The organism is Pseudomonas sp. MDT2-39-1 (assembly GCF_054898085.1).
Map to the genome: position 1 here is coordinate 2,026,990 of NZ_CM142716.1, position 23,630 is coordinate 2,050,619.

At 58.6% G+C, this 23,630-nt stretch carries 23 protein-coding genes and 1 other RNA gene; 7 read left to right on the forward strand and 17 right to left on the reverse strand.

Annotation, left to right across the window (positions count from 1 at the left end):
- Positions 1-5: 5 nt before the first annotated feature.
- From mraY to rsmI, 9 genes are all read right to left on the reverse strand, one after another.
- Positions 6-1,088 carry a phospho-N-acetylmuramoyl-pentapeptide-transferase gene (gene mraY / locus ACYZTM_RS09780; RefSeq protein WP_131059435.1) on the reverse strand — a complete coding sequence of 361 codons (1,083 nt, stop codon included), beginning with the start codon at positions 1,086-1,088 and terminating at the stop codon, positions 6-8.
- Positions 1,088-2,455: a UDP-N-acetylmuramoyl-tripeptide--D-alanyl-D-alanine ligase gene (locus ACYZTM_RS09785; protein ID WP_131059436.1), complete on the reverse strand. Its 1,368-nt coding sequence runs from the start codon at positions 2,453-2,455 to the stop codon at positions 1,088-1,090. Before ACYZTM_RS09785 ends, mraY begins: the two co-directional genes overlap by 1 nt.
- Positions 2,448-3,911: a UDP-N-acetylmuramoyl-L-alanyl-D-glutamate--2,6-diaminopimelate ligase gene (locus ACYZTM_RS09790; protein ID WP_461988395.1), complete on the reverse strand. Its 1,464-nt coding sequence runs from the start codon at positions 3,909-3,911 to the stop codon at positions 2,448-2,450. The genes ACYZTM_RS09785 and ACYZTM_RS09790 overlap by 8 nt, the downstream gene beginning before the upstream one ends.
- Complete coding sequence (locus tag ACYZTM_RS09795) at positions 3,911-5,650, reverse strand: peptidoglycan D,D-transpeptidase FtsI family protein (RefSeq protein WP_178083821.1); 1,740 nt, start codon at positions 5,648-5,650, stop codon at positions 3,911-3,913. Before ACYZTM_RS09795 ends, ACYZTM_RS09790 begins: the two co-directional genes overlap by 1 nt.
- A complete protein-coding gene (gene ftsL / locus ACYZTM_RS09800; RefSeq protein ID WP_131059439.1) occupies positions 5,650-5,943 on the reverse strand; it encodes a cell division protein FtsL in 294 nt (97 codons plus the stop codon). The genes ACYZTM_RS09795 and ftsL overlap by 1 nt, the downstream gene beginning before the upstream one ends.
- Complete coding sequence (gene rsmH, locus ACYZTM_RS09805; protein ID WP_165557427.1) at positions 5,940-6,887, reverse strand: 16S rRNA (cytosine(1402)-N(4))-methyltransferase RsmH; 948 nt, start codon at positions 6,885-6,887, stop codon at positions 5,940-5,942. Before rsmH ends, ftsL begins: the two co-directional genes overlap by 4 nt.
- Positions 6,884-7,339, reverse strand: a complete 456-nt coding sequence (gene mraZ / locus ACYZTM_RS09810) for a division/cell wall cluster transcriptional repressor MraZ (RefSeq protein ID WP_008147486.1) — start codon at positions 7,337-7,339, stop codon at positions 6,884-6,886. The genes rsmH and mraZ overlap by 4 nt, the downstream gene beginning before the upstream one ends.
- Positions 7,340-7,693: 354 nt before the next feature.
- An RNA gene (gene rnpB / locus ACYZTM_RS09815) (RNase P RNA component class A) lies at positions 7,694-8,047 on the reverse strand.
- A 76-nt stretch (positions 8,048-8,123) separates the two neighbouring features.
- Positions 8,124-9,029 (reverse strand): 16S rRNA (cytidine(1402)-2'-O)-methyltransferase, encoded by a 906-nt coding sequence (rsmI, locus tag ACYZTM_RS09820; protein WP_165557428.1) that lies wholly within the window; start codon positions 9,027-9,029, stop codon positions 8,124-8,126.
- Positions 9,030-9,204: 175 nt separating this feature from the next.
- On the opposite strand from rsmI, the gene ACYZTM_RS09825 reads away from it, so the two are divergent.
- The 4 genes from ACYZTM_RS09825 to ACYZTM_RS09840 all read left to right on the forward strand — a co-directional run bounded on the left by ACYZTM_RS09825 (position 9,205) and on the right by ACYZTM_RS09840 (position 12,651).
- Positions 9,205-11,016, forward strand: a complete 1,812-nt coding sequence (locus ACYZTM_RS09825; RefSeq protein WP_461988398.1) for a penicillin-binding protein activator — start codon at positions 9,205-9,207, stop codon at positions 11,014-11,016.
- Positions 11,016-11,378: a YraN family protein gene (locus ACYZTM_RS09830; RefSeq protein WP_007904371.1), complete on the forward strand. Its 363-nt coding sequence runs from the start codon at positions 11,016-11,018 to the stop codon at positions 11,376-11,378. The genes ACYZTM_RS09825 and ACYZTM_RS09830 overlap by 1 nt, the downstream gene beginning before the upstream one ends.
- Before the next feature lie 104 nt (positions 11,379-11,482).
- Positions 11,483-12,076: a phosphoheptose isomerase gene (locus tag ACYZTM_RS09835; protein ID WP_008025961.1), complete on the forward strand. Its 594-nt coding sequence runs from the start codon at positions 11,483-11,485 to the stop codon at positions 12,074-12,076.
- Positions 12,073-12,651, forward strand: coding sequence for a BON domain-containing protein (locus ACYZTM_RS09840; protein WP_131059442.1), 579 nt, complete (start codon positions 12,073-12,075; stop codon positions 12,649-12,651). Before ACYZTM_RS09835 ends, ACYZTM_RS09840 begins: the two co-directional genes overlap by 4 nt.
- Before the next feature lie 150 nt (positions 12,652-12,801).
- On the opposite strand, the gene ACYZTM_RS09845 is transcribed toward ACYZTM_RS09840, so the two are convergent.
- The 7 genes from ACYZTM_RS09845 to rplM form a co-directional block, all read right to left on the reverse strand.
- On the reverse strand, positions 12,802-13,215 hold the full coding sequence (locus ACYZTM_RS09845) for a ClpXP protease specificity-enhancing factor (protein WP_008155980.1): 414 nt from the start codon (positions 13,213-13,215) through the stop codon (positions 12,802-12,804).
- Between the two features lie 16 nt (positions 13,216-13,231).
- Positions 13,232-13,849, reverse strand: coding sequence for a glutathione S-transferase N-terminal domain-containing protein (locus ACYZTM_RS09850; protein ID WP_027922678.1), 618 nt, complete (start codon positions 13,847-13,849; stop codon positions 13,232-13,234).
- A 150-nt stretch (positions 13,850-13,999) separates the two neighbouring features.
- Complete coding sequence (locus ACYZTM_RS09855; protein ID WP_131059443.1) at positions 14,000-14,782, reverse strand: cytochrome c1; 783 nt, start codon at positions 14,780-14,782, stop codon at positions 14,000-14,002.
- On the reverse strand, positions 14,782-15,993 hold the full coding sequence (locus ACYZTM_RS09860; RefSeq protein ID WP_138964339.1) for a cytochrome b: 1,212 nt from the start codon (positions 15,991-15,993) through the stop codon (positions 14,782-14,784). Before ACYZTM_RS09860 ends, ACYZTM_RS09855 begins: the two co-directional genes overlap by 1 nt.
- Positions 15,993-16,586 carry a ubiquinol-cytochrome c reductase iron-sulfur subunit gene (gene petA / locus ACYZTM_RS09865; RefSeq protein ID WP_131059445.1) on the reverse strand — a complete coding sequence of 198 codons (594 nt, stop codon included), beginning with the start codon at positions 16,584-16,586 and terminating at the stop codon, positions 15,993-15,995. The genes ACYZTM_RS09860 and petA overlap by 1 nt, the downstream gene beginning before the upstream one ends.
- Positions 16,587-16,853: 267 nt before the next feature.
- Entirely contained in the window at positions 16,854-17,246 is a 393-nt protein-coding gene (rpsI, locus tag ACYZTM_RS09870; protein ID WP_003216038.1) for a 30S ribosomal protein S9, read from the reverse strand.
- 14 nt (positions 17,247-17,260) lie between these two features.
- Complete coding sequence (gene rplM, locus ACYZTM_RS09875) at positions 17,261-17,689, reverse strand: 50S ribosomal protein L13 (RefSeq protein ID WP_007905295.1); 429 nt, start codon at positions 17,687-17,689, stop codon at positions 17,261-17,263.
- 245 nt (positions 17,690-17,934) lie between these two features.
- Here rplM and ACYZTM_RS09880 point away from each other — a divergent pair, with 245 nt between their 5' ends.
- Positions 17,935-18,975, forward strand: a complete 1,041-nt coding sequence (locus ACYZTM_RS09880; protein WP_461988402.1) for an NADP(H)-dependent aldo-keto reductase — start codon at positions 17,935-17,937, stop codon at positions 18,973-18,975.
- A gap of 103 nt (positions 18,976-19,078) precedes the next feature.
- Here ACYZTM_RS09880 and ACYZTM_RS09885 read toward each other — a convergent pair whose 3' ends face one another.
- Positions 19,079-20,215, reverse strand: coding sequence for an acyl-CoA dehydrogenase family protein (locus ACYZTM_RS09885; protein ID WP_461988404.1), 1,137 nt, complete (start codon positions 20,213-20,215; stop codon positions 19,079-19,081).
- A 245-nt stretch (positions 20,216-20,460) separates the two neighbouring features.
- On the opposite strand from ACYZTM_RS09885, the gene ACYZTM_RS09890 reads away from it, so the two are divergent.
- Positions 20,461-21,357 carry a GlxA family transcriptional regulator gene (locus ACYZTM_RS09890; protein ID WP_178083822.1) on the forward strand — a complete coding sequence of 299 codons (897 nt, stop codon included), beginning with the start codon at positions 20,461-20,463 and terminating at the stop codon, positions 21,355-21,357.
- 156 nt (positions 21,358-21,513) lie between these two features.
- Positions 21,514-23,460 (forward strand): flavin monoamine oxidase family protein, encoded by a 1,947-nt coding sequence (locus ACYZTM_RS09895; protein WP_461988406.1) that lies wholly within the window; start codon positions 21,514-21,516, stop codon positions 23,458-23,460.
- Positions 23,461-23,630: the final 170 nt, after the last annotated feature.

Genomic DNA, 23,630 nt, shown 5'->3' on the forward strand with positions numbered 1-23,630 from the left:
TCGTTCTACCTCAGCTTCAGGGTGGCAAGGCCGACCAATACGAGAATCACGGTGATGATCCAGAAACGGACGATCACGCGCGGCTCGGGCCAGCCCTTGAGTTCAAAGTGGTGGTGAATCGGTGCCATGCGGAACACACGGCGACCGGTCAGCTTGAAAGACGCAACCTGGATAACGACGGACAGGGTCTCCATCACAAACACGCCGCCCATGATGAACAGGACGATTTCCTGACGGACGATCACCGCGATGGTGCCCAGGGCCGCGCCCAGCGCCAGTGCGCCGACGTCGCCCATGAAGACTTGTGCCGGGTAGGTGTTGAACCAGAGGAATCCGAGGCCCGCACCGATCAAGGCACCGCAGAACACGATCAATTCACCGGCGCCCGGTACATAGGGGATCAGCAGGTATTCAGCGAATTTCACGTTACCCGACAGGTAGCAGAAAATCCCCAGCCCGCCGCCGACCATCACCGTCGGCATGATCGCCAGACCGTCGAGGCCGTCGGTCAGGTTGACCGCGTTGCTCGAGCCGACAATCACGAAATAGGTCAGGACCACGAAGCCTATGCCCAGCGGAATGCTGTAGTCCTTGAGCATCGGCAGGATCAGGGTGGTTTCCACCGGCGTCGCAGCGGTCATATACAGAAAGATCGCCGCGCCCAGGCCGAACACCGACTGCCAGAAATATTTCCAGCGGCTTGGCAAGCCACGGGAGTTTTTCTCGATGACTTTGCGGTAGTCGTCGACCCAGCCGATAGCGCCGAACAGCAACGTCACCAGCAACACGGTCCAGACATAGCGGTTGCTCAGGTCAGCCCAGAGCAAGGTGCTGACACCGATGGACGACAGAATCAGTGCGCCGCCCATGGTCGGGGTGCCCGACTTGGACAGGTGCGATTGTGGACCGTCGTTACGAACGGATTGACCGATCTGACGGTTCTGCAACGTGCGGATCATCCACGGGCCAAAGCACAGCGACAAAACCAGCGCGGTCAGCACACCGAGGATCCCGCGCAGGGTCAGGTACTGAAAGACCGCGAAGCCTTTGTAGAACTGTTGCAGATACTCCGCTAGCAGCAGCAGCATTAATGTTTCTCCAGGCTGGACCCGCACAAAGCGGCGACGATGTTTTCCATCGCAGCGCTGCGCGAGCCCTTGATCAAAATGGTGGTGTTTGTGTCTTGCTCGGCGCCCAGGGCCTTGATCAGCTCAGCTTGAGTGCTGAAGTGAAAGGCCTGGGGACCGAAAGCGTTCACGGCGTGAGCCATCAGTGGCCCGACGGCGTAAAGCGCAGAAACCTTGCCACGGGCGTACTCGCCCACATCGCGGTGGCCCTGCTCCGCCCAATCGCCCAGTTCGCCGATATCTCCGAGCACCAGAACGGTGCGGCCGGAAAAGCCGGCGAGTATATCAACGGCGGCGCACATGGAGGTGGGGTTCGCGTTGTACGTGTCATCGATCACGCGCATGCCATTGGTGGCCAGTTGCGCGACGGTACGACCCTTGACCGGTTGCACTGCGCCGAGCCCGGTGGCGATGCCGAACAGCGACACGCCCAAGGCATGGGCGGCAGCGGCGGCGGCCAAGGCATTGGCGACGTTATGGGTGCCGAGCAGGTTCAATTGAACCCGCTCCACACCTTCAGGACTGTGCAGGTTGAAGGCCGGGCAACCGCGCGCATCGCGATCCAGATCGCTGGCGTAGAAGTCAGCGCTGACATTGCTCAAGGCGAATGTCAGGACTTTGCGACCGGCCGCGCGGGTCTTCCAGATGTCGAACGCCTTGTCGTCAAGGTTGAGTACGGCGACGCCATCGGCATCCAGCCCTTCAATGATCTCGCCCTTGGCTTCAACGATTTTTTCCGGCCCGCCAAACTCGCCGACGTGGGCGGTCCCGGCGTTGTTGAGCACGGCCACATGTGGCTTGGTCATGCCGACGGTGTAGGCAATTTCGCCCAGACGCGAAGCACCGAGTTCGATCACGGCGGCGGTGTGTTCCGGCGCGAGTTCGAGCAGGGTCAGCGGCACGCCGAGGTCGTTGTTCAAGTTGCCACGGGTCGCCAGTACCGGACCGCGCGTACGCAGGATGCTGGCGAGCATTTCCTTGACCGTGGTTTTACCGCTGGAACCGGTGATCGCCGCAACAGGGTTGGTAAACGCAGCACGGTTCATCGCCCCCAGTTGGCCCAACGCCTCGCGAGTGTCCTTAACCAGCAATTGCGGCAGCGCGCTGTCGGCGACTTCGCGCTCGACCAACGCACCGACGGCGCCTTTACTGGCCACATCGTTCAAGTAATCGTGACCATCGAAACGCGGGCCGGTCAGCGCAATAAAGAGCTGGCCTGGCTTGATCGCGCGGCTGTCGATGCTGACGCCATCGAACGTGGCATCGGCCGCGATCAATCGTGCATTCAGTGCGCCGGTCAGCTCGCTCAGTTTCAAGGCTTTAAGCATGAGCCACCTCCCACGCGGTCAAGGCGTGATCGGCCTCGACCAGATCGGAGAAGTCATGACGCTCGCCGTTGATTTCCTGATAGTCCTCGTGACCTTTACCGGCCAGGACAATCACGTCATCCGCCGAGGCGCTGGCGATCAACTGGGCAATCGCCTGGCCACGGCCAGCGACGAAGGTGACTTTATCCACAGCGGTGAAGCCGGCGCGGATGTCATCGAAAATGACTGCCGGGTCTTCGGTACGCGGATTGTCATCGGTCACCAGCACACCGTCGGCCAGACGCTCGACCACTTCCGCCATCAGCGGACGCTTGCCACGATCACGATCACCGCCGCAGCCGAACAGGCACAACAAACGGCCTTTGGCGTGCGGACGCAGGGCCATCAATACTTTTTCCAGCGCATCCGGGGTGTGGGCGTAATCGACCACCACCAGCGGTTGAGTGCCGCCGCCCAGACGCTGCATGCGACCGGCCGGGCCTTCGAGTTTCGGCAGGACCTTGAGGATTTCGTCCAGCGCGTAGTCCAGGCCAAGCAAGGCGCCGACCGCGGCCAGCACGTTGCTCAGATTGAAACGACCGAGCAAGGTGCTGCGCAAATGATGCTCGCCCTGGGGCGTGACCAGCGTGGCGCGCACGCCTTCGTCGTTGAACTGCGCTTCACGGCAATAGAGGTAGGCGCTCGAGTCTTCAAGGCTGTAGGTGATCAGGCGCGACTCACGCTTGTCCGCAGCCAGTTGGCGGCCGAACTCGTCGTCGAGATTGATCACCCGGCACTTCAAATCGTTCCAGGCAAACAGCTTGGCCTTGGCTTCGCCGTAGGCTTGCATGGTGCCGTGGTAATCCAGGTGATCGCGTGACAGGTTGGTCATCACCGCCACATCAAACGCCAGCGCAGTCACGCGGCCTTGATCCAGACCGTGGGAAGACACTTCCATGGCAACAGCCTTGGCACCGGCCTTTTTCAGGTCAGCCAAGGTCGCTTGCACGGCGATCGGGTTCGGCGTGGTGTGCAGGCCGCTTTCCAGCGCGCCGTAGAAACCGGTGCCCAGGGTGCCGACAATGCCGCAGTGTTGGCCGAGCAGGTCCAAGGCTTGCGCGACCAATTGCGTCACGCTGGTTTTGCCGTTGGTGCCGGTTACGCCAACCAGGTTCAGGTGCCGGCTCGGGTCGCCATAAAAGCGACCGGCGATGTCCGACAGCTGCGCCGCCAGGCCTTTGACCGGAATCAGCGGCACGTCAGTGATCGGCAACACGGTAGCGCCTTCCACTTCATACGCCACGGCGGAAGCACCGCGTTGCAAGGCATCGGCGATGTGCGCGCGGCCGTCGTACTTGCCGCCAGGAACGGCGAGAAACAGATCGCCAGCGCGCACGTTGCGGCTGTCCAGGGTCAGTTCGCGGATCAACAGATCGCGGCCGGCGTGGGCAAAAATCTTGTTCAGGCTCAGAGACATTAGCCGCGCCCTCCATTGGCTTTCAGCGGAACGACCGGTGTGGCGTTAGCAGTTTGAGTCGGTGGCAGGTTGTCCGGCGTGATGTTCATCAGGCGCAGTGTCCCGGACATCACTTTGCTGAACACCGGTGCCGATACCAGACCACCGAAGTAACCGGCCTTGGTCGGTTCATCGATCACCACGACGATGGCGTAGCGCGGATCGCTCATCGGGCCGAAACCGGCGAACAGCGAACGGTAGGAATTCTCGGCGTAGCCTTTGGTGCCCACCGACGTTTTACGAGCAGTACCCGACTTGCCTGCCACGTGATACGCCGGCACTTGCGCACGGAACACACCGCGCGGTGCCTCGATCACTTGGGTCAGCATGCCTTGCATGGTTTTCGCGACGGCTTCCGGCAGCACTTGCGTGGTTTGCGCAGGCTTGTCGGTTTTGATCAGGGTCAGCGGCGCGAGGCGACCGTTGTTGGCCAGGGCCGAAAAGGCGTGGACCAACTGGATTGCCGTCACCGAAATACCGTAGCCGTAGGACAGCGTCGCGGTTTCAGCCTTGCGCCATTCGCGGTAGTTCGGCAGGTTGCCGACGCGCTCGCCCGGGAAGCCGAGACCAGTGTCCTGGCCAAGCCCGACTTTCTGCGCGAGACGGAAGATGGTTTCGCCGCCGATATCGAACGCGACCTTACTCATGCCGACGTTACTGGAATTGATCAGAATGCCGGTCAGGTCGAGCACCGGGCCTTCGGACTTGGAGACGTCCTTGATGGTGTACTTGCCAATCTGCAAGGTGCCCGGGTACACCTCGACGGTGTCGCTCGGTTTCCAGCGGCCAGTTTCGATCGCGGCACTCATGGAAATGGCTTTCATGGTCGAACCCGGCTCGAACACGTCGATCATTGCGCGGTTGCGCATCATCGCCGGTTGCAGGTTGCGACGGTTGTTCGGGTTGTAGGTCGGCTGGTTGACCATGGCGAGGATCTCGCCGGTCTTCACGTCCATGATCACCAGGCTGCCGGCCTTGGCGCCGTTCTCGATGATCGCGTTACGCAGCTCGCGGTTGGCCAGATATTGCAGGCGCAAGTCAATGGACAACGCCAAGGGCTTGCCGGCCTTGGCGTTTTTGGTGACTTGGACATCCTTGATAAGTCGGCCACGCCGATCCTTGATGACCTGTCGCTTGCCGGGGACCCCGGCCAGCCATTCGTCGTAGGCCAGTTCGACCCCTTCACGACCGTGGTCATCGATGTCGGTAAAGCCGACCATGTGCGCGGTGACTTCACCGGCCGGGTAGAAACGCCGGAATTCTTCGATGCCGTAAACACCTGGCACTTTCAGGTCGAGCACAGACTGGCCCTGCTCGGGGGTCAGCCCGCGCACCAGATAGATGAATTCTTTGTTGGCCTGGGCTTCGAGACGTTCGGTCAGGGCTTTCGGATCCTGGCCCAGAGCGGCCGCCAGTGCTGGCCATTTCTCTTTGGCCTGCTGCATTTCCTTGGCGTTCGCCCACAATGTGGTGACCGGGGTACTCACGGCCAAAGGCTCACCGTTACGGTCGGTAATAAGACCACGGTGAGCCGGAATCGGAATATGACGAACGCTGCGCGCATCGCCCTGACCTTTAAGGAAGGCACGGTCGACGACTTGCAGGTCGATGATGCGCCAGCAAATAGCCACGACCATGACGCCCAGCAAACCCAGTACCAGGCGGAAACGCCATGGGAACAGCGCGCCTTCGAGTTTCATCATGGCGCCACCATCTGCACTTCAGCGGCGCCGGGAATGCGCATCTTCAGTTGCTCGGTGGCCAGGACTTCAATACGGCTGTGGGCGGTCCAGGTGCTCTGCTCGAGAATCAACCGCCCCCACTCCGCCTGCGCCTTGTCGCGCACGCTCAACTCGGCGTACAGCGAGTTCAGCAACTGACGGTTCCAGTGGGCGCTGTACGACACGCCGATGGCCGACACGAGCACGCCGACAAACAGCAGCATCATGAAGAAGCTGCCGCCGGGCAGTGGCTTGGCGAAAAGCTTGCTCACCGCAGCTTCTCCGCGACGCGCATGACGGCGCTGCGGGAACGTGGGTTGGCTTTGAGTTCGGCCTCGGAGGCGGACTGCGCTTTGCCATGGATTTTGATGATCGGTTCGAAAGCGACGTGACGGACCGGCAGGTTGCGCGGCAGGTTGTCGGCTTCGCCTTTCACCAGTTTGCGCATGAACAGTTTGACGATACGGTCTTCCAGCGAATGGAAGCTGATGACGACCAAGCGGCCGCCCACTTCCAGGCAGTCCAGCGCGGCTTCGAGGCCGGCTTCCAGATCGCCCAGTTCGTTGTTGACGTGAATGCGCAGCCCCTGGAACGCACGGGTGGCAGGGTTCTTGCCCTTTTCCCATGCCGGGTTGGCGACTTTCAGGACTTCAGCCAGATCGGCCGTGCGCTCGAACGGCTTGATGTCGCGGCGCTCGGCCACGGCACGGGCCATGCGGCCGGAGAAACGTTCTTCGCCGTATTCCTTGAACACCCGGGCGATTTCTTCCGCCGGTGCGGTGTTGACGAATTCGGCAGCGCTGATCCCGCGGGACGGGTCCATACGCATGTCCAGCGGGCCATCATTGAGGAAGCTGAAGCCGCGCTCAGGGTCGTCGAGCTGTGGCGAAGACACGCCCAAGTCGAGCAAAACGCCACTGACCTTGCCATGCAGGCCGCGCTCGGCCACTTCCGAACCGAGCTCGGCAAAGCTGCGTTGCACAACGACAAAGCGGCCGTCTTCGGCCGCTAGCGTTTGCCCGGTGGCAATCGCTTGAGGATCTTTGTCGAATCCGAGGACCCGACCTTCGGGACCGAGCTGGCTCAAGATCAACCGACTGTGCCCGCCGCGCCCGAACGTACCGTCCAGATAGCAGCCATCAGGACGTACGGCGAGAGCCTCCACGGCTTCGTCAAGCAGTACGGTGATGTGGTTAAAGCCGCTATCAATAGTCACAGGATCAAATCACGCAGTTCATCAGGCATGGCGCCCGGTTGTTGAATAGCAGCCAGGTCAGCGGCAGAAACCGCGTCCCAGGCATCCTCGTCCCACAATTGGAACTTGTTCAGTTGGCCTACCAACATCGCGCGCTTATCCAACTTGGCATATTCACGAAGACGCGGTGGAACCAGAAAACGACCACTGCCATCGAGCTCGAGGTCGACGGCATTACCAATCAGTAAACGTTGCAGGCGGCGGTTCTCTTCGCGAAGCGAAGGCAGTGCGCGCAGTTTGGTTTCGATAATTTCCCACTCATCGAGGGGGTAAACACACAAACACGGATCAACGGCATCAATTGTGACGATCAACTGACCGGAACTACGCGAAACGAGCTCGTCACGGTACCGGCTCGGCATGGCGAGACGGCCCTTTGCGTCGAGACTGATAGCGTTAGCTCCGCGAAACACGTCAGCGTTTCTCCAAATATTAGCGTTTTACGCTTAAAAAACCCACTTCATGCCACTTTCCGCCACTTGTGCACACTATAGGAATGCGGCCACCGCACCGTCAAGGCGCGGATTAAAGGAAAAGCCTTACAGAACTGAGATTTAGGAGGGTAAACGGAGGGGTAACGACAATCTGGCAGATGATTTTGTCCAATAACTTGAATCAGCACAGAAGGCTGCGTTCGAAAGTTAAAGTAATTTGTTAAGAGTAAGATTTTTTCGGTATTACGAAAGTGTTCTGGCAACGATTCTGGAAGGAGGGAAAAGGCTACTACCAGCGCCCTGCTCAATGATTAAAGCAGGGAGGGAAAAAAGGTGGAGAGTCGATCTGTAAGCCGGGTTCTGTCTTGAACAGTCATTCGTCTACGATGGCCATCACTGGACATCTTTAGCAACCTACCCGGTCCCAGCGCGGGCCACGCCTTGGGACCCTATTTGGTCTTGCTCCAAGTGGGGTTTACCTAGCCACGAACTGTTGCCAGACGTGCGGTGCGCTCTTACCGCACCTTTTCACCCTTACCGGCGCCGAAGCGCTTAGGCGGTTATTTTCTGTGGCACTTTCCGTAGGCTCACGCCTCCCAGGCATTACCTGGCACTTCGCCCTATGGAGCCCGGACTTTCCTCCCCCCCCTAATTTTCATAGAGGGCAGCGACTGTCCAATCGACTCTCCGCCGCGAAGGTTAACGGCAGAGCGGCCGAAGAACAAGCGCTAAACGCCCCAAGCCACTCCTGCGCGTCGGTTTTTTACTCGCCCTTCTGTTTATCCAGCGCAACCTGATAGAGCACATTCTTGCGCTCACCGGTAATTTGCGCCGCCAATGCCGCCGCGCGCTTGAGCGGCATCTCTTCAAGCAACAGATTGAGGATGCGCATGGCTTCGCTGCTGACCGCGTCCTCGGTCTCGGGTGCCGACCAGCCTGCCACCAACACCACGCACTCGCCGCGCTGCTGATTGCTGTCCGACTCGACGAACTCGCGCAACTCGGCCAACGGCAAACCTTTAAGGGTTTCGAAGGTTTTGGTCAGTTCACGCGCCAGCAACGCCGGACGCTCGGGACCGAACACCAGCTCCATGTCTTGCAGGCACTCAAGGATGCGATGTGGCGCTTCATAGAAAATCAATGTGCGCGGTTCTTCCTTGACCAGCTCCAGACGAGCACGCCGACCCACAGCCTTGGCTGGCAAGAAGCCTTCGAAAATGAAGCGGTCCGACGGCAGGCCCGCCGCCGACAACGCCGCGATCAATGCACAGGCCCCCGGAACCGGCACCACATTGATCCCCGCGGCACGGGCCTGACGGACCAAGTGATAACCCGGATCGGAAATCAGCGGCGTGCCGGCATCGGAGATCAACGCCACGTCGTCGCCCGCCAACAAACGGGTGATAAAGCGGCTGCCTTCATCTCGCTCGTTATGTTCATGACAGGCTGCCAGCGGCGTGGGAATGCCGAAATGCTGCATCAAGCGCTGGGAGTGACGAGTGTCTTCGGCGGCGATCAACGCGACGTCGCGCAGGATCTTCAGCGCACGCGCACTGATGTCGTCCAGGTTGCCGATGGGCGTCGCCACCACATAAAGCGAGCCAGCAGCGGAATTCAAAGCACCTGGAGCAGTCAAAGCGCACACCTCATGATCGGTAAAAGGCGACATTGTAGCGCGTAGCGGCGCTTGCGATCGCCCTGCCCGCCTCGGGTTTTTCAGGCGTTTGTGCAGCGCGGCAACATTTGCACGAGCTAAATTGATCGATTCACGCCAGTAACATCGCGCCCCGGCCAGCGCTTGGGTACAATTCCACGCTAATTTGATCGAGTATCAGGAACACTACATGATCGCTTGCCTGCGGCTGTTCACTGCCCTCTGCCTCGCTGCCTTGCTGGCGGCTTGCGCCAGCTCGCCCTCTTCCAGCCTTGGCGAACTTCCACGGACCCCGGATGCCAGTATCGAGCAACTGCTCGAACAGGCCGCTCAAAGCAAGGATCCGGAAAAAGCCGCGCTGTTGCGCCTGAGCGCGGCAGACTTGGCTTATCGTCAGGGTAATGCCGGCCAGTCCGCGCAAATCCTGCAACAGGTTCCGGTGGAACAACTCAAGCCCGGCCAACAAGTCTTCGCCAGCACCCTGGCGGCTGAACTGGCCATGGTGCGCAACCAGCCCAAGGCGGCGTTGACTGCCTTGAGCCATCCAAGCCTGCAACGCTTGAGCGAGTTGCCGGTCGAGCAACAGGTGCGCACCGGCACTGTCCATGCTCGCGCCCTTGAGGCCGATGGCCAGACGCTTGCCGCCGCACGGGAGCGCATCTTCATCGCGCCAATGCTTGAAGGTGAGGCGGCGAGCAAAAACCACGAAGCGATCTGGACCCTGATCGCCTCGCTGCCAACCGACCAATTGCAGCCAACCACCACCGACGACCTCGGCGGCTGGATGGCGCTGGCGCTGGCCGTGAAAACCGCTGGCACCCTGGAACAGCAGCAGGCCGCTATCGACGCCTGGCGCGCACAGAACCCTAAACACCCGGCCGCCACTCAGCTGCCGCTGCCACTGACCAAACTCAAGGAGCTGGCCAGCCAGCCCCTGAGCAAGATCGCCCTGCTGCTGCCGCAAGACGGTCCGCTGGCCTCGGTCGGCAAAGCACTGCGTGAAGGTTTCATGGCCGCTCACTACCAGGCTCAACAAGCCGGGCAGAAGCCGCCAGCCATCGAGTTCTATGACAGCTCGAAACTGACCTCGATGGACGAATTCTACCGCAAGGCCCAGGCCGACGGTGTGCAACTGGTGGTCGGTCCGCTGGAAAAACCGCTGGTCAAACAGCTAAGTGCTCGCCCGCAACTGCCGATCACTACCCTGGCGCTGAACTACAGCGAAGGCGAACAAGGTCCGGCTCAGCTGTTCCAGTTTGGTTTGGCCGCTGAAGATGAAGCCCGCGAAGTGTCTCGTCGTGCTCGCGCCGACGGCCTGCACCGCGCCGCCATCATGGTGCCGAAAGGCGAATGGGGCGATCGCGTGATGCGAGCGTTCAGCCAGGACTGGCAAGCCAACGGTGGCAGCATCGTCGCGACCGAACGCGTTGACCAACCGGTTCAACTGGCCCAGCAGATTGCCGACATGTTCCAGCTGCGTCAGAGCGAAGGTCGCGCCAAGAGCCTGCAAAGCACCGTTGGCTCGCAGGTAGCGGCCCAGCCTTCGCGTCGTCAGGACATCGAGTTCATCTTCCTGGCCGCGACTCCGCAACAGGCCCAGCAGATCAAACCGACCCTGAACTTCCAGTACGCGGGCGATGTGCCGGTTTACGCCACGTCCCACGTATTCAGTGCCAGCGGCGACGTGAACCAGTACAACGACATGAACGGCATCCGCTTCTGCGAGACCCCGTGGTTGCTGGACGCCAATGATCCGCTGCGCAAGCAGGTCACCGCGCAATGGCCACAAGCCGCCGGCAGCCTGGGGCGCCTGTACGCAATGGGCGTGGATGCGTATCGCCTGGCGCCGCGCCTGGGGCAACTCAAGGCGCTGCCGGACAGCCGCATTGAAGGCCAGTCGGGCAGCCTGGGCATGACTCAGAACCAGCGCGTGGTGCGCCAGTTGCCGTGGGCACAGTTCACCAACGGTCAGGTTCAACGCCTGCCGGATACCCCGCGCTGATGCCTGACAGGTCACGTCAGCAAAGCGGTAAAGATGCCGAGCGCCATGCGCTCGAGCATCTTCAACAACAGGGTCTGCGCCTGCTGGCGCAGAACTGGTTGTGTAAACGCGGCGAGCTTGATCTGGTCATGCTTGATGGCGATACAGTAGTATTCGTTGAAGTTCGCTACAGAAAAAACACCCAATGGGGTGGAGCGCTCGACAGCATCGATGGGCGCAAACGGCAGAAACTGATTTTCGCCGCGCAGTATTTTCTTCAGCGCGAGTCGCGTTGGGCCAATTCCCCCTGCCGCTTCGACGTGGTTGCCATCGACAGCAACCTCGATCAGTTGAACTGGTTGCAGAATGCCTTCGACAGCTGATCGCGTGCGCCCCGAAGCGGACACCTTTACCCAACACTTTTGCTCTTTGCTTTGCGGGCTGCACATTCATGTGCCGAGTAGCCGCGCTAATTAAGGTCACACAGATGGACATGCAATCCCGAATTCGCCAGCTTTTTCAGGCCAGTATCGACACCAAGCAAATGGCGATGGACGTACTTGCACCGCACATCGAGCAAGCCAGCCAGGTGATGGTCAACGCCTTGCTCAACGAGGGCAAAATGCTGTCCTGCGGCAACGGAGGCTCCGCCGGTGACGCCCAGCACTTTTCGTCCGAGCTGCTAAACCGCTTCGAGCGCGAACGTCCGAGCCTGCCCGCCATTGCACTGACCACCGACAGCTCGACGATCACCTCGATCGCCAACGACTACAGCTACAACGAAATCTTTTCCAAACAGATCCGCGCCCTCGGCCAGCCGGGTGACGTATTGCTGGCAATTTCCACCAGCGGCAACTCGGCGAACATAATTCAAGCGATCCAGGCCGCACATGATCGCGAAATGATTGTCGTAGCATTGACTGGTCGCGATGGCGGCGGCATGGCGTCGCTGCTATTGCCTGAGGACGTCGAGATTCGCGTACCGGCCAACGTCACCGCACGTATTCAGGAAGTCCACCTGCTGGCGATCCATTGCCTTTGCGATTTGATCGACAGCCAACTGTTCGGGAGTGAAGAATGACCCCTAATCGCCTAGGCCTTCTGGCCTTGACCCTGTGCCTCGGCATCAGCGGCTGCACCTCGGTGGTGAACGCCAGCCGTGAAGCGCCGATTGAAGATGACCGCGGCACGCGCACCTTCGGCAGCAAGATCGACGACTCCCTGATCGACACCAAGGTCGGCGTGAACGTCGCCAAGGCCGATCCTGCCCTGGACAATGATTCACACATTGTCGTCACCAGCTTCAACGGTGTCGTACTGCTCGCCGGGCAAACGCCTACCGCAGACCTCAAGGCCAAGGCCGAACAGGCTGCTTCCGCCGTCCAGCGCGTGAAGAAGGTTCATAACGAGCTGCAGGTTCTGCCACCCTCCGGCTTCCTTGCTCGCCAGAACGACACCTGGCTGACCTCCAAGATCAAGACCCAGATGCTCACCGACCCGAACATCCCGGGCTCGCGCATCAAGGTCGTCACCGAGAATGGCATCGTTTATCTGTTGGGCCTGCTGACCAAGCAGGAAGCGGCGCAGGCCACCAATCTGGTGCAGAGCGTTTCCGGTGTGCAGAAGATTGTGAAGTTGTTTGAGTACATCGACTGATACCGGCTTACCGGCGAAGGTGATTTCAAAGACGCCTTCGCACTGTAGGAGCCAGGCTTGCCGGCGAAGGCGATTTCGATGACGCCTTCGCCGGCAAGCCTGGCTCCTACATGAAATAAAAAAGGGTGATCCTTGCGGATCACCCTTTTTTTATTTCACCACTTTCAAACTGGGTCGACCGCTGGGACGCGGCGGCTCGCTGTCGGGCGGCGGAATATCATCATCCGGCTCGATCTCTTCCTCGTCTTCCATCGGCGATTCCAGATCGAACACCATGCCCTGACCATTCTCCCGGGCGTAAATACCCAGGATCGATGCAATAGGCACGTACAGGGTGTGTGGCACGCCACCGAAGCGCCCTTCGAAGCTGACCGCCTCGTTGTCCATGTGCAGATGACGCACGGCAGCCGGTGATACGTTCAGGACAATCTGTCCGTCACTGGCAAAACCCTGAGGCACCTGCACCGACGGATACTCGGAATTGACCAGCATGTGAGGGGTGCAATCGTTATCCACAATCCACTCGTAGAGCGCGCGGACCAGATAAGGTCGACTGGAGTTCATAGCGGCTCCTTAAGCCTTAGCGCATATCGCGTTCGACGCCAGACAGACTCGCCTGGAAAGCCTCACGCGCAAACGAGCGCTCCATGTAATCAAGCAGCGGCTTGGCAGGCCGCGGCAGTTCAATACCTAAAATCGGCAAACGCCAGAGTATTGGCAATAGGCAGCAATCCACCAGACTTTGTTCCTCACTGAGGAAAAACGGCTTGTCGGCGAACAACGGCGACACGCCAGTCAGGCTTTCACGCAACTCTTTACGAGCCACGACGCGGGCGGCTTCCTTGGTCTTCGAATCCAGGATCAGATCCACCAGACCACACCAGTCACGCTGAATACGATGAATCAGCAGACGGCTGTTGGCACGCGCCACAGGATAAACCGGCAGCAAGGGCGGGTGCGGGTAACGCTCATCCAGATATTCCATCACCACGGTCGACTCCCACAACGCCAGGTCACGATCGACCAGGGTGGGCAGGCTTCCGTAAGGGTTCACTTCAATCAGTTTAGGCGGCTGGCGACCAGCTTCCACGTAAATGATCTCTGCGCTGACACCCTTCTCTGCAAGTACGATGCGCACTCGGTGGGAATAGTGGTCGGCGGGGTCGGAGTAACAGGCCAACCGATTGGTCACGCCCATGGCGGTCCTCCTCGCTTGTTGAAATTATCGGAAGCGGAAAAACGCACGCGCCCAGAGAGCGCCTCCCGTAACGCCTGGATCACCAGGCTCGTTACACCTTCAGAGACGCCCTTGGGCGCGCGCGATTAACAGCAATTGCTTACAGCTTTATCAATGGATGTCTTTCCAGTATTCACGCTTGAGCAAGTATGCGAATACAAAGAAGAACGCCAGGTACAGCAACACATAGGTACCGATGCGCTGATGCTGCAGCTTCACCGGGTTGGCCGAGTAGGCCAGGAAGGTCACCAGGTTCTTGACCTTCTCATCGAATTGCTCTGCGTTCAGCGTGCCGGTTTTTGGCACCACGGTCAGCTGGTCACACGCCTCATGAGTCAGAGCCGTACCGGTCAGCGGATCGTATTGCTTCTTGCCGTCTTCGACGATTTGAACTTGTTTGCAGCCTACCACCTGACGACCCTGCAGGCCGACCAGAACGTTAGGCATCCCGACGTTCGGGAAGACCTTGTTGTTCACGCCCCAGGGACGCGATGGGTCTTCATAGAACGAACGCAGGTAACCGTAGAGCCAGTCAGTACCACGAACGCGGGCGACCAGGGTCAGGTCGGGCGGTGCCGCACCGAACCAGGTCTTGGCGTCCGCCGGCTGCATGCCGATGCTCATGTGATCGCCGATCTTGGCGCCGGTGAACACCAGCTTCGAGAGCATCAGGTCGTGCGGGATGCCCAGATCATCGGCGACACGCTCGTAACGCTGGAACTTGGCGCTGTGACAGCCCATGCAGTAGTTGGCAAAAGTACGTGCGCCATCCTGCATTGCAGCCTTGTCGGAAACGTCGATGTCGACCTTTTCCAGCTCAGGAGCACCCGCTGTCGACGCGAACGAGAACACAGGCATAGCAGCAAGAATCAGTACAGCAAATAGCTTTTTCATCAGCCAGTCACCCTTTCCGGAACCGGTTTGGTCTTCTCGAGCCTGGTGTAGAAAGGCATCAGAATGAAGTAGGCGAAGTACAGGAAGGTACACACCTGCGACAGCAATGTACGGCCTGGCGTCGGGGCCAGAACACCCAGAATGCCGAGGATGACGAACGAAACGCAGAACACCACCAGCCAGATTTTGCTCAGCCAGCCTTTGTAGCGCATCGACTTGACCGGGCTTCGGTCCAGCCATGGCAGGACGAACAGCACCGCGATGGCGGCGCCCATGGCGATAACGCCCAGAAGCTTGTCCGGAACCGCCCGCAAAATCGCGTAGAACGGCGTGAAGTACCAGACCGGAGCGATGTGCTCTGGCGTCTTGAAGGCGTTCGCCACTTCAAAGTTCGGCTTCTCGAGGAAGTAGCCGCCCATTTCAGGGAAGAAGAACACGATCGAGCAGAAGATGAACAGGAACACCACCACGCCGACGATATCTTTCACGGTGTAGTACGGGTGGAAGGCAATGCCGTCCAGCGGTACGCCGTTTTCGTCTTTGTGTTTCTTGATGTCCACGCCGTCCGGGTTGTTCGAACCGACTTCGTGCAGCGCCAGAACGTGCAGCACCACCAGACCGAGGATCACGATCGGCAAGGCAACAACGTGCAAGGCGAAGAAGCGGTTCAGGGTGATACCGGAAATCAGGTAGTCACCACGGATCCACTGAGTCAGATCGTTGCCGATGACCGGGATCGCACCGAACAGCGAGATGATCACTTGGGCACCCCAGTAGGACATCTGGCCCCACGGCAGCAGGTAACCCATGAAGGCTTCAGCCATCAGCGCCAGGTAGATCAGCATGCCGAAAACCCACACCAGCTCACGCGGCTTCTGGTACGAACCGTAGAGCAAGCCACGGAACATGTGCAGATAAACCACGATGAAGAACATCGAAGCGCCGACCGCGTGCAACAGACGCAGGATCGAGCCGTACTCGACGTCGCGCATGATGTATTCGACGGAGGCGAATGCTTCTTCCGCCGACGGGGTGTAGCTCATGGTCAGCCAGACACCGGTAACGATCTGGTTGACCAGAACGAGCAGTGCAAGGGAGCCAAAGAAATAGAAGAAGTTGAAGTTCTTCGGGGCGTAGTACTTGCTGAGATGGTCTTCCCACATTTTGGTCGCGGGAAAGCGCGCATCAACCCAATCCATGAACTTGCTCATCACGCTTTCTCCGTATCGACGCCAATGACAATGATGTCATCGGTCTCATAGGAATGCGGGGGAACTGGCAGGTTCAAAGGCGCAGGTTGCGACTTGTAGACGCGACCAGCCAGATCGTAGTGGGAACCGTGGCAAGGGCAGAAATATCCACCTACCCAGTCCTTGCCCAGATCCACAGGCGCCACTTCTGGACGGAAGGTCGGCGAGCAACCCAGGTGCGTGCAGATACCGATCAGCAGCAGGACTTCTGGCTTGATCGAACGCGTTTCCGGGTCGACATAGGTCGGTTGTGTCGAGTTCTTGGAGGTCGGGTCAGACAGCTGGCCCTCGATCTTTTTCAGATTCCCCAGGATTTCCTCGGTACGGCGGACAATGAACACCGGCTGACCGCGCCACTCAGCAATCATCTGCTGACCTGGCTCGATTTTGCTGACATTCACCTTCACCGGTGCACCTGCGGCTTTCGCCTTGGCACTGGGAAACCATGACCCCACGAACGGGACCGCAGCCCCCACCGCTCCTGCAGCACCCACCACGGATGTGGCTGCTACCAAGAAGCGACGCCGGCCTGCATTCACGCCGTCATTGCTCATTCAGTCCTCTCCCATCAGCTTTGTGGCCTGTTAAATCAGGCGTCTACTAAGTAAAAATCTGAACTTATAAAAATTTTGCCGAATGGTAATGAAAAGCCCCAATTCTGACAAGGTAATTACCGAGGGGCTCCACTGCCAAGCCTTGCAGTATAGGGCTTCTACGGCTGTGGCAAGTTGTCACAGAGCAATTCTTTGATAAATCGCGCCCATAAAAAAACGCCCAGCTTCGCGAGGAAACTGGGCGTTCTTTTTGAACGCGAAAGCGAATTAACGCTTCGAGTACTGCGGACGCTTACGCGCTTTACGCAGACCAACTTTCTTACGTTCAACTTCACGAGCATCGCGAGTAACGAAGCCAGCTTTGCGCAGAGCGCCACGCAGGGTTTCGTCGTACTGCATCAGTGCGCGAGTGATACCGTGGCGGATTGCGCCAGCTTGACCACTTACACCACCACCGATCACGGTGACGTAGATGTCGAATTTCTCGACAGTCTCAGTCAGTTCCAGCGGCTGACGAACTACCATGCGGGCAGTTTCGCGGCCGAAGAAATTTTCCAGGGTGCGGTTGTTGATGGAGATGTTACCAGTACCCGGACGCAGGAAAACGCGTGCGGTTGCGGTCTTGCGACGGCCAGTGCCGTAATTTTGAGTCGCCGACATAATGAACTATTCCGTTAAAACTTCAGTTCTTGGGGCTGCTGAGCAGTATGAGGGTGTACAGCGCCCGCATAGACTTTCAGCTTACGATACATGTCGCGACCCAGCGGGTTCTTAGGCAGCATGCCCTTGACCGCGGTCTCGATCACGCGCTCAGGGGCTTTAGCGATCAGCTTTTCAAAGTTGATCGACTTGATGCCGCCCGGGAAACCGGAGTGGGAGTAGTAGATTTTGTCGGTGGTCTTAGCACCGGTTACACGAATCTGCTCGGCATTGATGACGACGATGTAATCGCCGGTGTCAACGTGAGGAGTGTACTCAGCTTTATGCTTGCCACGCAGACGGCTCGCGATTTCGGTGGCCAGACGACCCAGGGTCTGACCAGCAGCGTCGACGACAAACCAGTCGCGCTGTACTGTTTCCGGTTTAGCAGTAAAAGTTTTCATTCTTTATAGCCTCAGGGGCCGCCCTGTAAATTAGACGGCGGATCTTACTGAATAGTGCGTACTTTGACAAGTCAAAGGCAGCCGGATACAGACGCTTTCGGGGGCTCGGGTCGGCGCGTCCGTTCAACGGCAAGATTCTTCGGCGGCGGCGCATCACTTCCACTGCAGAAAGAGGTGCGCAATTATGCAGATTGCGAAAAATATTTCAACCTGCTTTTATGATTGTTTTGCCCAAGGAGCACCCGATGGACTATCGCCAGCTAGGCCGAACCAATCTGAACGTGAGTGCCATCTGCCTCGGAACCATGACCTGGGGCGAGCAAAACAGCGAGGCTGAAGCCTTCGCCCAGATTGAAAGTGCCAAAAACGCCGGGATCAATTTCATCGATACCGCCGAGATGTACCCGGTGCCACCCAAGGCCCAAACCTACGCCACCACCGAACGCTACATCGGCAATTACTTCAAAAGTCGCGGTGATCGCGCCGACTGGATCCTGGCCAGCAAGATCGCCGGCCCCGGCAACACCATCGATTACATCCGCGACAAAAACCTGCGGCACAACCGCCAGCACATCACCGCAGCCGTGGACGCGAGCCTCAAGCGCCTGCAAACCGACTACATCGACCTTTATCAGCTGCACTGGCCGGAACGCAGCACCAACTTCTTCGGCCAACTGGGCTATAAACACAAGATCGAAGCCAACCTGACGCCGCTGGAGGACACCCTCGAAGCGCTGGACGAACAGGTCAAGGCCGGCAAGATTCGCCACATCGGCCTGTCCAATGAAACGCCGTGGGGCACCATGCGCTTCCTCGCCCTGGCCGAAGCCCGTGGCTGGCCGCGCGCCGTATCGATCCAGAACCCGTACAACCTGCTCAACCGCAGCTTCGAAGTCGGCCTGGCGGAAATCGCCATCCGCGAACAGTGCGGCCTGCTCGCCTATTCGCCGCTGGCGTTCGGTTTCCTGTCGGGCAAGTACGAGGGTGGCGCGCGCCCTCCAAAAGGTCGCTTGAGCCTCTACAGCCGCTTCAGCCGCTATTTCAACCCACAGTCGGAAGCTGCGTGCAGTCGTTATGTGGCACTGGCCCGTGAACACGGCCTGGACCCGGCGCAGATGGCGTTGGCGTTTGTCACTCAGCAGCCGTTCGTGACCAGCAACATCATCGGCGCGACCACCATGGAACAGCTGGAGAGCAACATTGCCAGTTTCGAGCTGAAACTTTCCGATGAAGTGCTGGAGGGGATTGAGGCGATTCACAAGGATCACCCGAATCCTGCACCTTGATTGATTCATAGACCCATTCGCGAGCAAGCCCGCTCCCACAGGAGATCACTTAACCTGTGGGAGCGGGCTTGCTCGCGAAAGCGTCCGACCAGTCACCGCAGCATCAAAGCGACCTGGCAATAATCTCCTTCATGATTTCATTGGTCCCCGCATAAATCCGCTGCACCCGCGCATCCGCCCACGCCCGGGCAATCGGGTATTCCCACATGAACCCGTAACCGCCATGCAACTGCACGCATTCGTCGAGCACCTTGCATTGCAGGTCAGTGCCCCAGTACTTGGCCATCGCTGCCGTCGGCACATCCAGCTTGCCTTGCAGATGCAGCTCCAGGCAGCGATCCACGAACACCCGGCCGATCTGGATTTCAGTCGCCATTTCCGCCAGCTTGAAGCGCGTGTTCTGGAAGTCGGCAATCGCCTTGCCGAACGCCTTGCGCTCACGGGTGTAATCCAGCGTCCACTTCAACGCGGCTTCGGCCGAAGCTAGCCCGCCGATAGCGACAGTAAGGCGCTCCTGAGGCAACTCCTGCATCAGGTAAGCGAAGCCCATTCCGGCTTGCCCCAGCAGGTTTTCCTTCGGTACCCGCACGTCCTGGAAGAACAGCTCCGAAGTGTCCTGCGCCTTCATGCCGACTTTTTCCAGGCGCTTACCCTTGTCGAAGCCTGGCGTATTGGCCTCGACCAGAAACAGACTGGTGCCCTTCGCGCCCGCCTTCGGATCCGTCTTGGCCACGACAATCACCAGGTCAGCCAGATAGCCGTTGGTGATGAACGTCTTGGACCCGTTGATCACGTACTCGTCGCCATCCAGCACAGCGGTGGTTTTCACCCCTTGCAGGTCGGAACCGGCGCCCGGCTCGGTCATGGCAATGGCTGTCACCATTTCTCCGGACACCAGTTTCGGCAGGTATTTGTGCTTCAGCGCTTCACTGCCGTAGTGCAGGATGTACGGCGCCACAATGTCGGAATGCAGGGAAAAACCGATGCCGGTCAGGCCGAGACGACCCACCTCTTCGATCACCACCGCGCTGTAGAGAAAATCCGCCCCCAGCCCGCCGTACTCCTCCGGCAGGTGCGAGCAGAGCATCCCCGCCTCCCCCGCCTTGTTCCAGAGTTTACGGTCGATGAAGCCTTGTTTTTCCCATTGCCCATGGAACGGCACGGCCTCTTTTTCGAGGAACGTTCGCACGCTGTCGCGAAACAATTCGTGCTCGGAACTGAACAAGGTTCTGGGGATCATGCGGCACCTGTCGTTAATTGTTAGAAGGAGTTGACCTTCAGAGACTAAGCCTCGCATCCGATACAGGACACTGGACACATCAGACAAAAAACAAGACGATCCAGCCGTCTGGTGACCACTTTCCCCTATAAGAATAAAGTTGAATTATGTCTAACCAAGTCTCCACGCCCTTGCGGCGCGTCAGCATCCTGGCTATCGACCGGGTTTTCGCTTCCACCCTCATGCAAGCAAAGGATTTCTTCCACTTGGCCAGCCTGCGCTATGGCAAACAACTGGGTCAGGGCCTGACTCCGGCGTTCGAAACCCGACTGGTCAGCCCCGACGGCAAACCGGTGAACAGCTTCAGTGACGTGATCATGCCGGTGGACGGCGGCCTGGAAAACGCCGACATCATTGTCCTTCCAGCCTTCTGGGACGATTTCGACACCCTTTGCCAACGTTATCCACAGGTCCTGCCTTGGTTGCGCCAGCAACATGCTCGCGGCGCAGTACTCTGCGGTGAAGCCACCGGGGTGTTCTGGCTGGCTGAGGCCGGGCTGCTCGACGGCAAGGAAGCGACCACGTACTGGCGTTTCTTCAATGCCTTCGCCGAACGCTTCCCACGGGTTCAACTCAATCAGGACAAGCACCTGACCGACGCGGACAACCTGTATTGCGCGGGCGGCACCACCTCGGCCTGCGACCTCTACATCTACCTGATCGAACGCTTCTGCGGCGCCAGCGTATCCCAGGCCGTGGCCCGGGATATTCTCTACGAAGTGCAGCGCAGCTACTCGCCAGGACGCATCGGGTTCGGCGGACAGAAGTTGCACCAGGACGTGATCATCTTGCAGATCCAGCACTGGCTCGAAGAACACTTCGCCGACAAATTCCGCTTCGAAGACGTCGCCCGCGAACACGGCATGAGCATCCGCAACTTCATGCGCCGCTTCCAGACCGCCACCGGCGACAAGCCGCTGCATTACCTGCAACGCCTGCGTATCGAGACGGCCAAGGGCTTGCTGTCGGGTAGCCGCAAGAGCATCAAGACCATCAGTTATGAAGTCGGCTACGACGATGCGAGCTTCTTTGCGCGGTTGTTTCGCCAGCACACCGAGCTGTCGCCGAACCAGTATCGGCAGCAGTTTCAGCAGGCTGCATAGGCCCAATACCGCAGGGATCCTTAGCCGGAGCCCTGCAGGTCTTTTCCCACGATAAAAAACGAAAAAAGAGTATCTGCGAGCCTTACTTGTCTCCTATACGCTGCGCGTTCAGAACCTCAACATCGTCCCTGAAAACACCATCAAGGACGATCAACAGTGACTATCGGATCAAGCTACAACTACCCCTCCTATGCCGCGAAGGATGCCGCTCGCCCAAAACGCTCGGCGGAAAACAAATGGAAGGCCCGTTTCCCCAACCCGCCAGACTTGTGCTTCGACTATCGAGCATTGGTTGAACAGGAAAACGGCATCGCCAAGGCAACTGACCCGCAACATAAAATTTGCATTATTGGCGCCGGCGTTACCGGACTGACTGCCGCCAGAGAACTTTATCGTTGCGGGTTCACCCATATCACCCTCATAGAACAATCCAGACGCATAGGCGGCAGACACCTGACCGTCCCTGGAAGCCCGAACTCGGCGATGAGTCATACACCGTTTGAAATGGGGGCCATGCGCATGCCCTTCTTCAACCGGGCGGATGAGTCACCGACAGAAGGCCAGTCGCTGATGGCTTACTACGCCAAGGCGTTCGACCTGGCGTTCTCAGATTTTGCCAATCCCGGAAGCCAATGGGTCACTTCGACCGGGATCTATCTACGAGAGGGCAGCATGGGCGACGGATCGGCTCCGCAGATGTTGATCTGGAAAAATGAAGATGGGCAGACACCACCTCCCGGTGAAGAACTGCAAAAGGTTTATGCAAAGTGGAAGGCCTTTGCCGATCGCATGACCCGGTACGTCGCAGAGGTTTACGCCAGTCAGGAATGGGAAGCCATGTGGGCCGCTATCGTCGAAAAATACGAGAGCGTTTCGTTTCGCGACCTGGTCAGCATGCCCGCCCTGCAAGCGTGGGATGAACGCTCGCCGGGGGACTTTGGCGGAATGGGAATGTCCGCGCAGGAGTCCGCGATCTTCTATGCCATTGGCATCGGCGACGGTAGCTGGGGTGCCTTTTACGATGTCTGCTCCCTGTATCCCCTGCGCACTGCCATTTTTGGATTCAGCAGCCAGCTGCAATTGATCCATGGTCGGGTCGACTCAACTGGCGATCCGCTGGATTCACCCTGCCTGCACAACGAAGCCGTTTTAGACTCAAGGGGGCTGAGTTTCGACAGGCCACGCTACATCGGACTCGCAGCGCTGGACGAATGCCTGCTGTTCATGAAAACCGACGAAACCGGAAAGTCCTTCTACGACCACTGCCGGGAAAGAAACAACGGTTTGCTCATGGACTCATCCGTTACAAAACTTAAAAAACTGACGAACCAGAAAACACGCGTCTACTACAACTCGAAACATAGCCAACCCGAGCAAATCCTGGAGCACTACGATGACTTTGATTCGGTCATCATGACCCTTCCCTCCTGGCTGATCGAAACTCGCATCAAGCTTGAAAACTTCACACCACAGATGCTGCCGTTCGAGACGATCAATGCCTATAAAACCGCGCACTGGGAAACCAGTTGCAAAGTCTTCGCACCGTTAAAAAAATCCTTCCTTTCGAAAAACAGCAAAATCCCGCAAGTCATCATCACTGACAGCTTCATTCACGACGTCTACACCTACCGCTACAACGATAACTACAGTTACGACTGCATCCTTTTAAGTTACACATGGGAGGATGACGCCACCAAACTGGCCTCTTTCACCGACAAGGAACTGGTGAACACGTGTGCCAAAGAGCTGGACCGGATCCTTATGCATTCCGCCAATATCCAGGAGAAAATCACTCCCTACATTGGCCTGGATCAAGCCGTGGTCCAGCGTTGGATCACCGATAAAAATGCGCTGGGTTGTGCAAAGTTATACCGACCCGGCACCTACTACGACGCCGTCAGCCTGATGAAGTACAACCGGGACTTCGCGCATGTTTCAGGTCTGTATTTTTCCGGGGAGTCGTTTTCAGTCGATGCGGGCTGGACCGAGCCCTGCTTTCGGGGCGCCGTCGATGCGGTCATTCATATCTGCAACAAAACCGGCGCAGCCTTCCATGGCGGTTTTTCCATGAGCGACTATCCGCACTATAACGTCAGAACCTGATCAACTTCCTTGCCCTGGAGCCATGCACGACGTGCATTGGCTCTACTTTGGCGACCCTCCTGTCAAGCGCCTCGCGCAGTCATCTTGGGATACGGACTACACCCTAAACGGAAATAGCTGACTTACACGCTCTCGTCGATTCGACTCTCATAAGCACGCAATTAAACAGC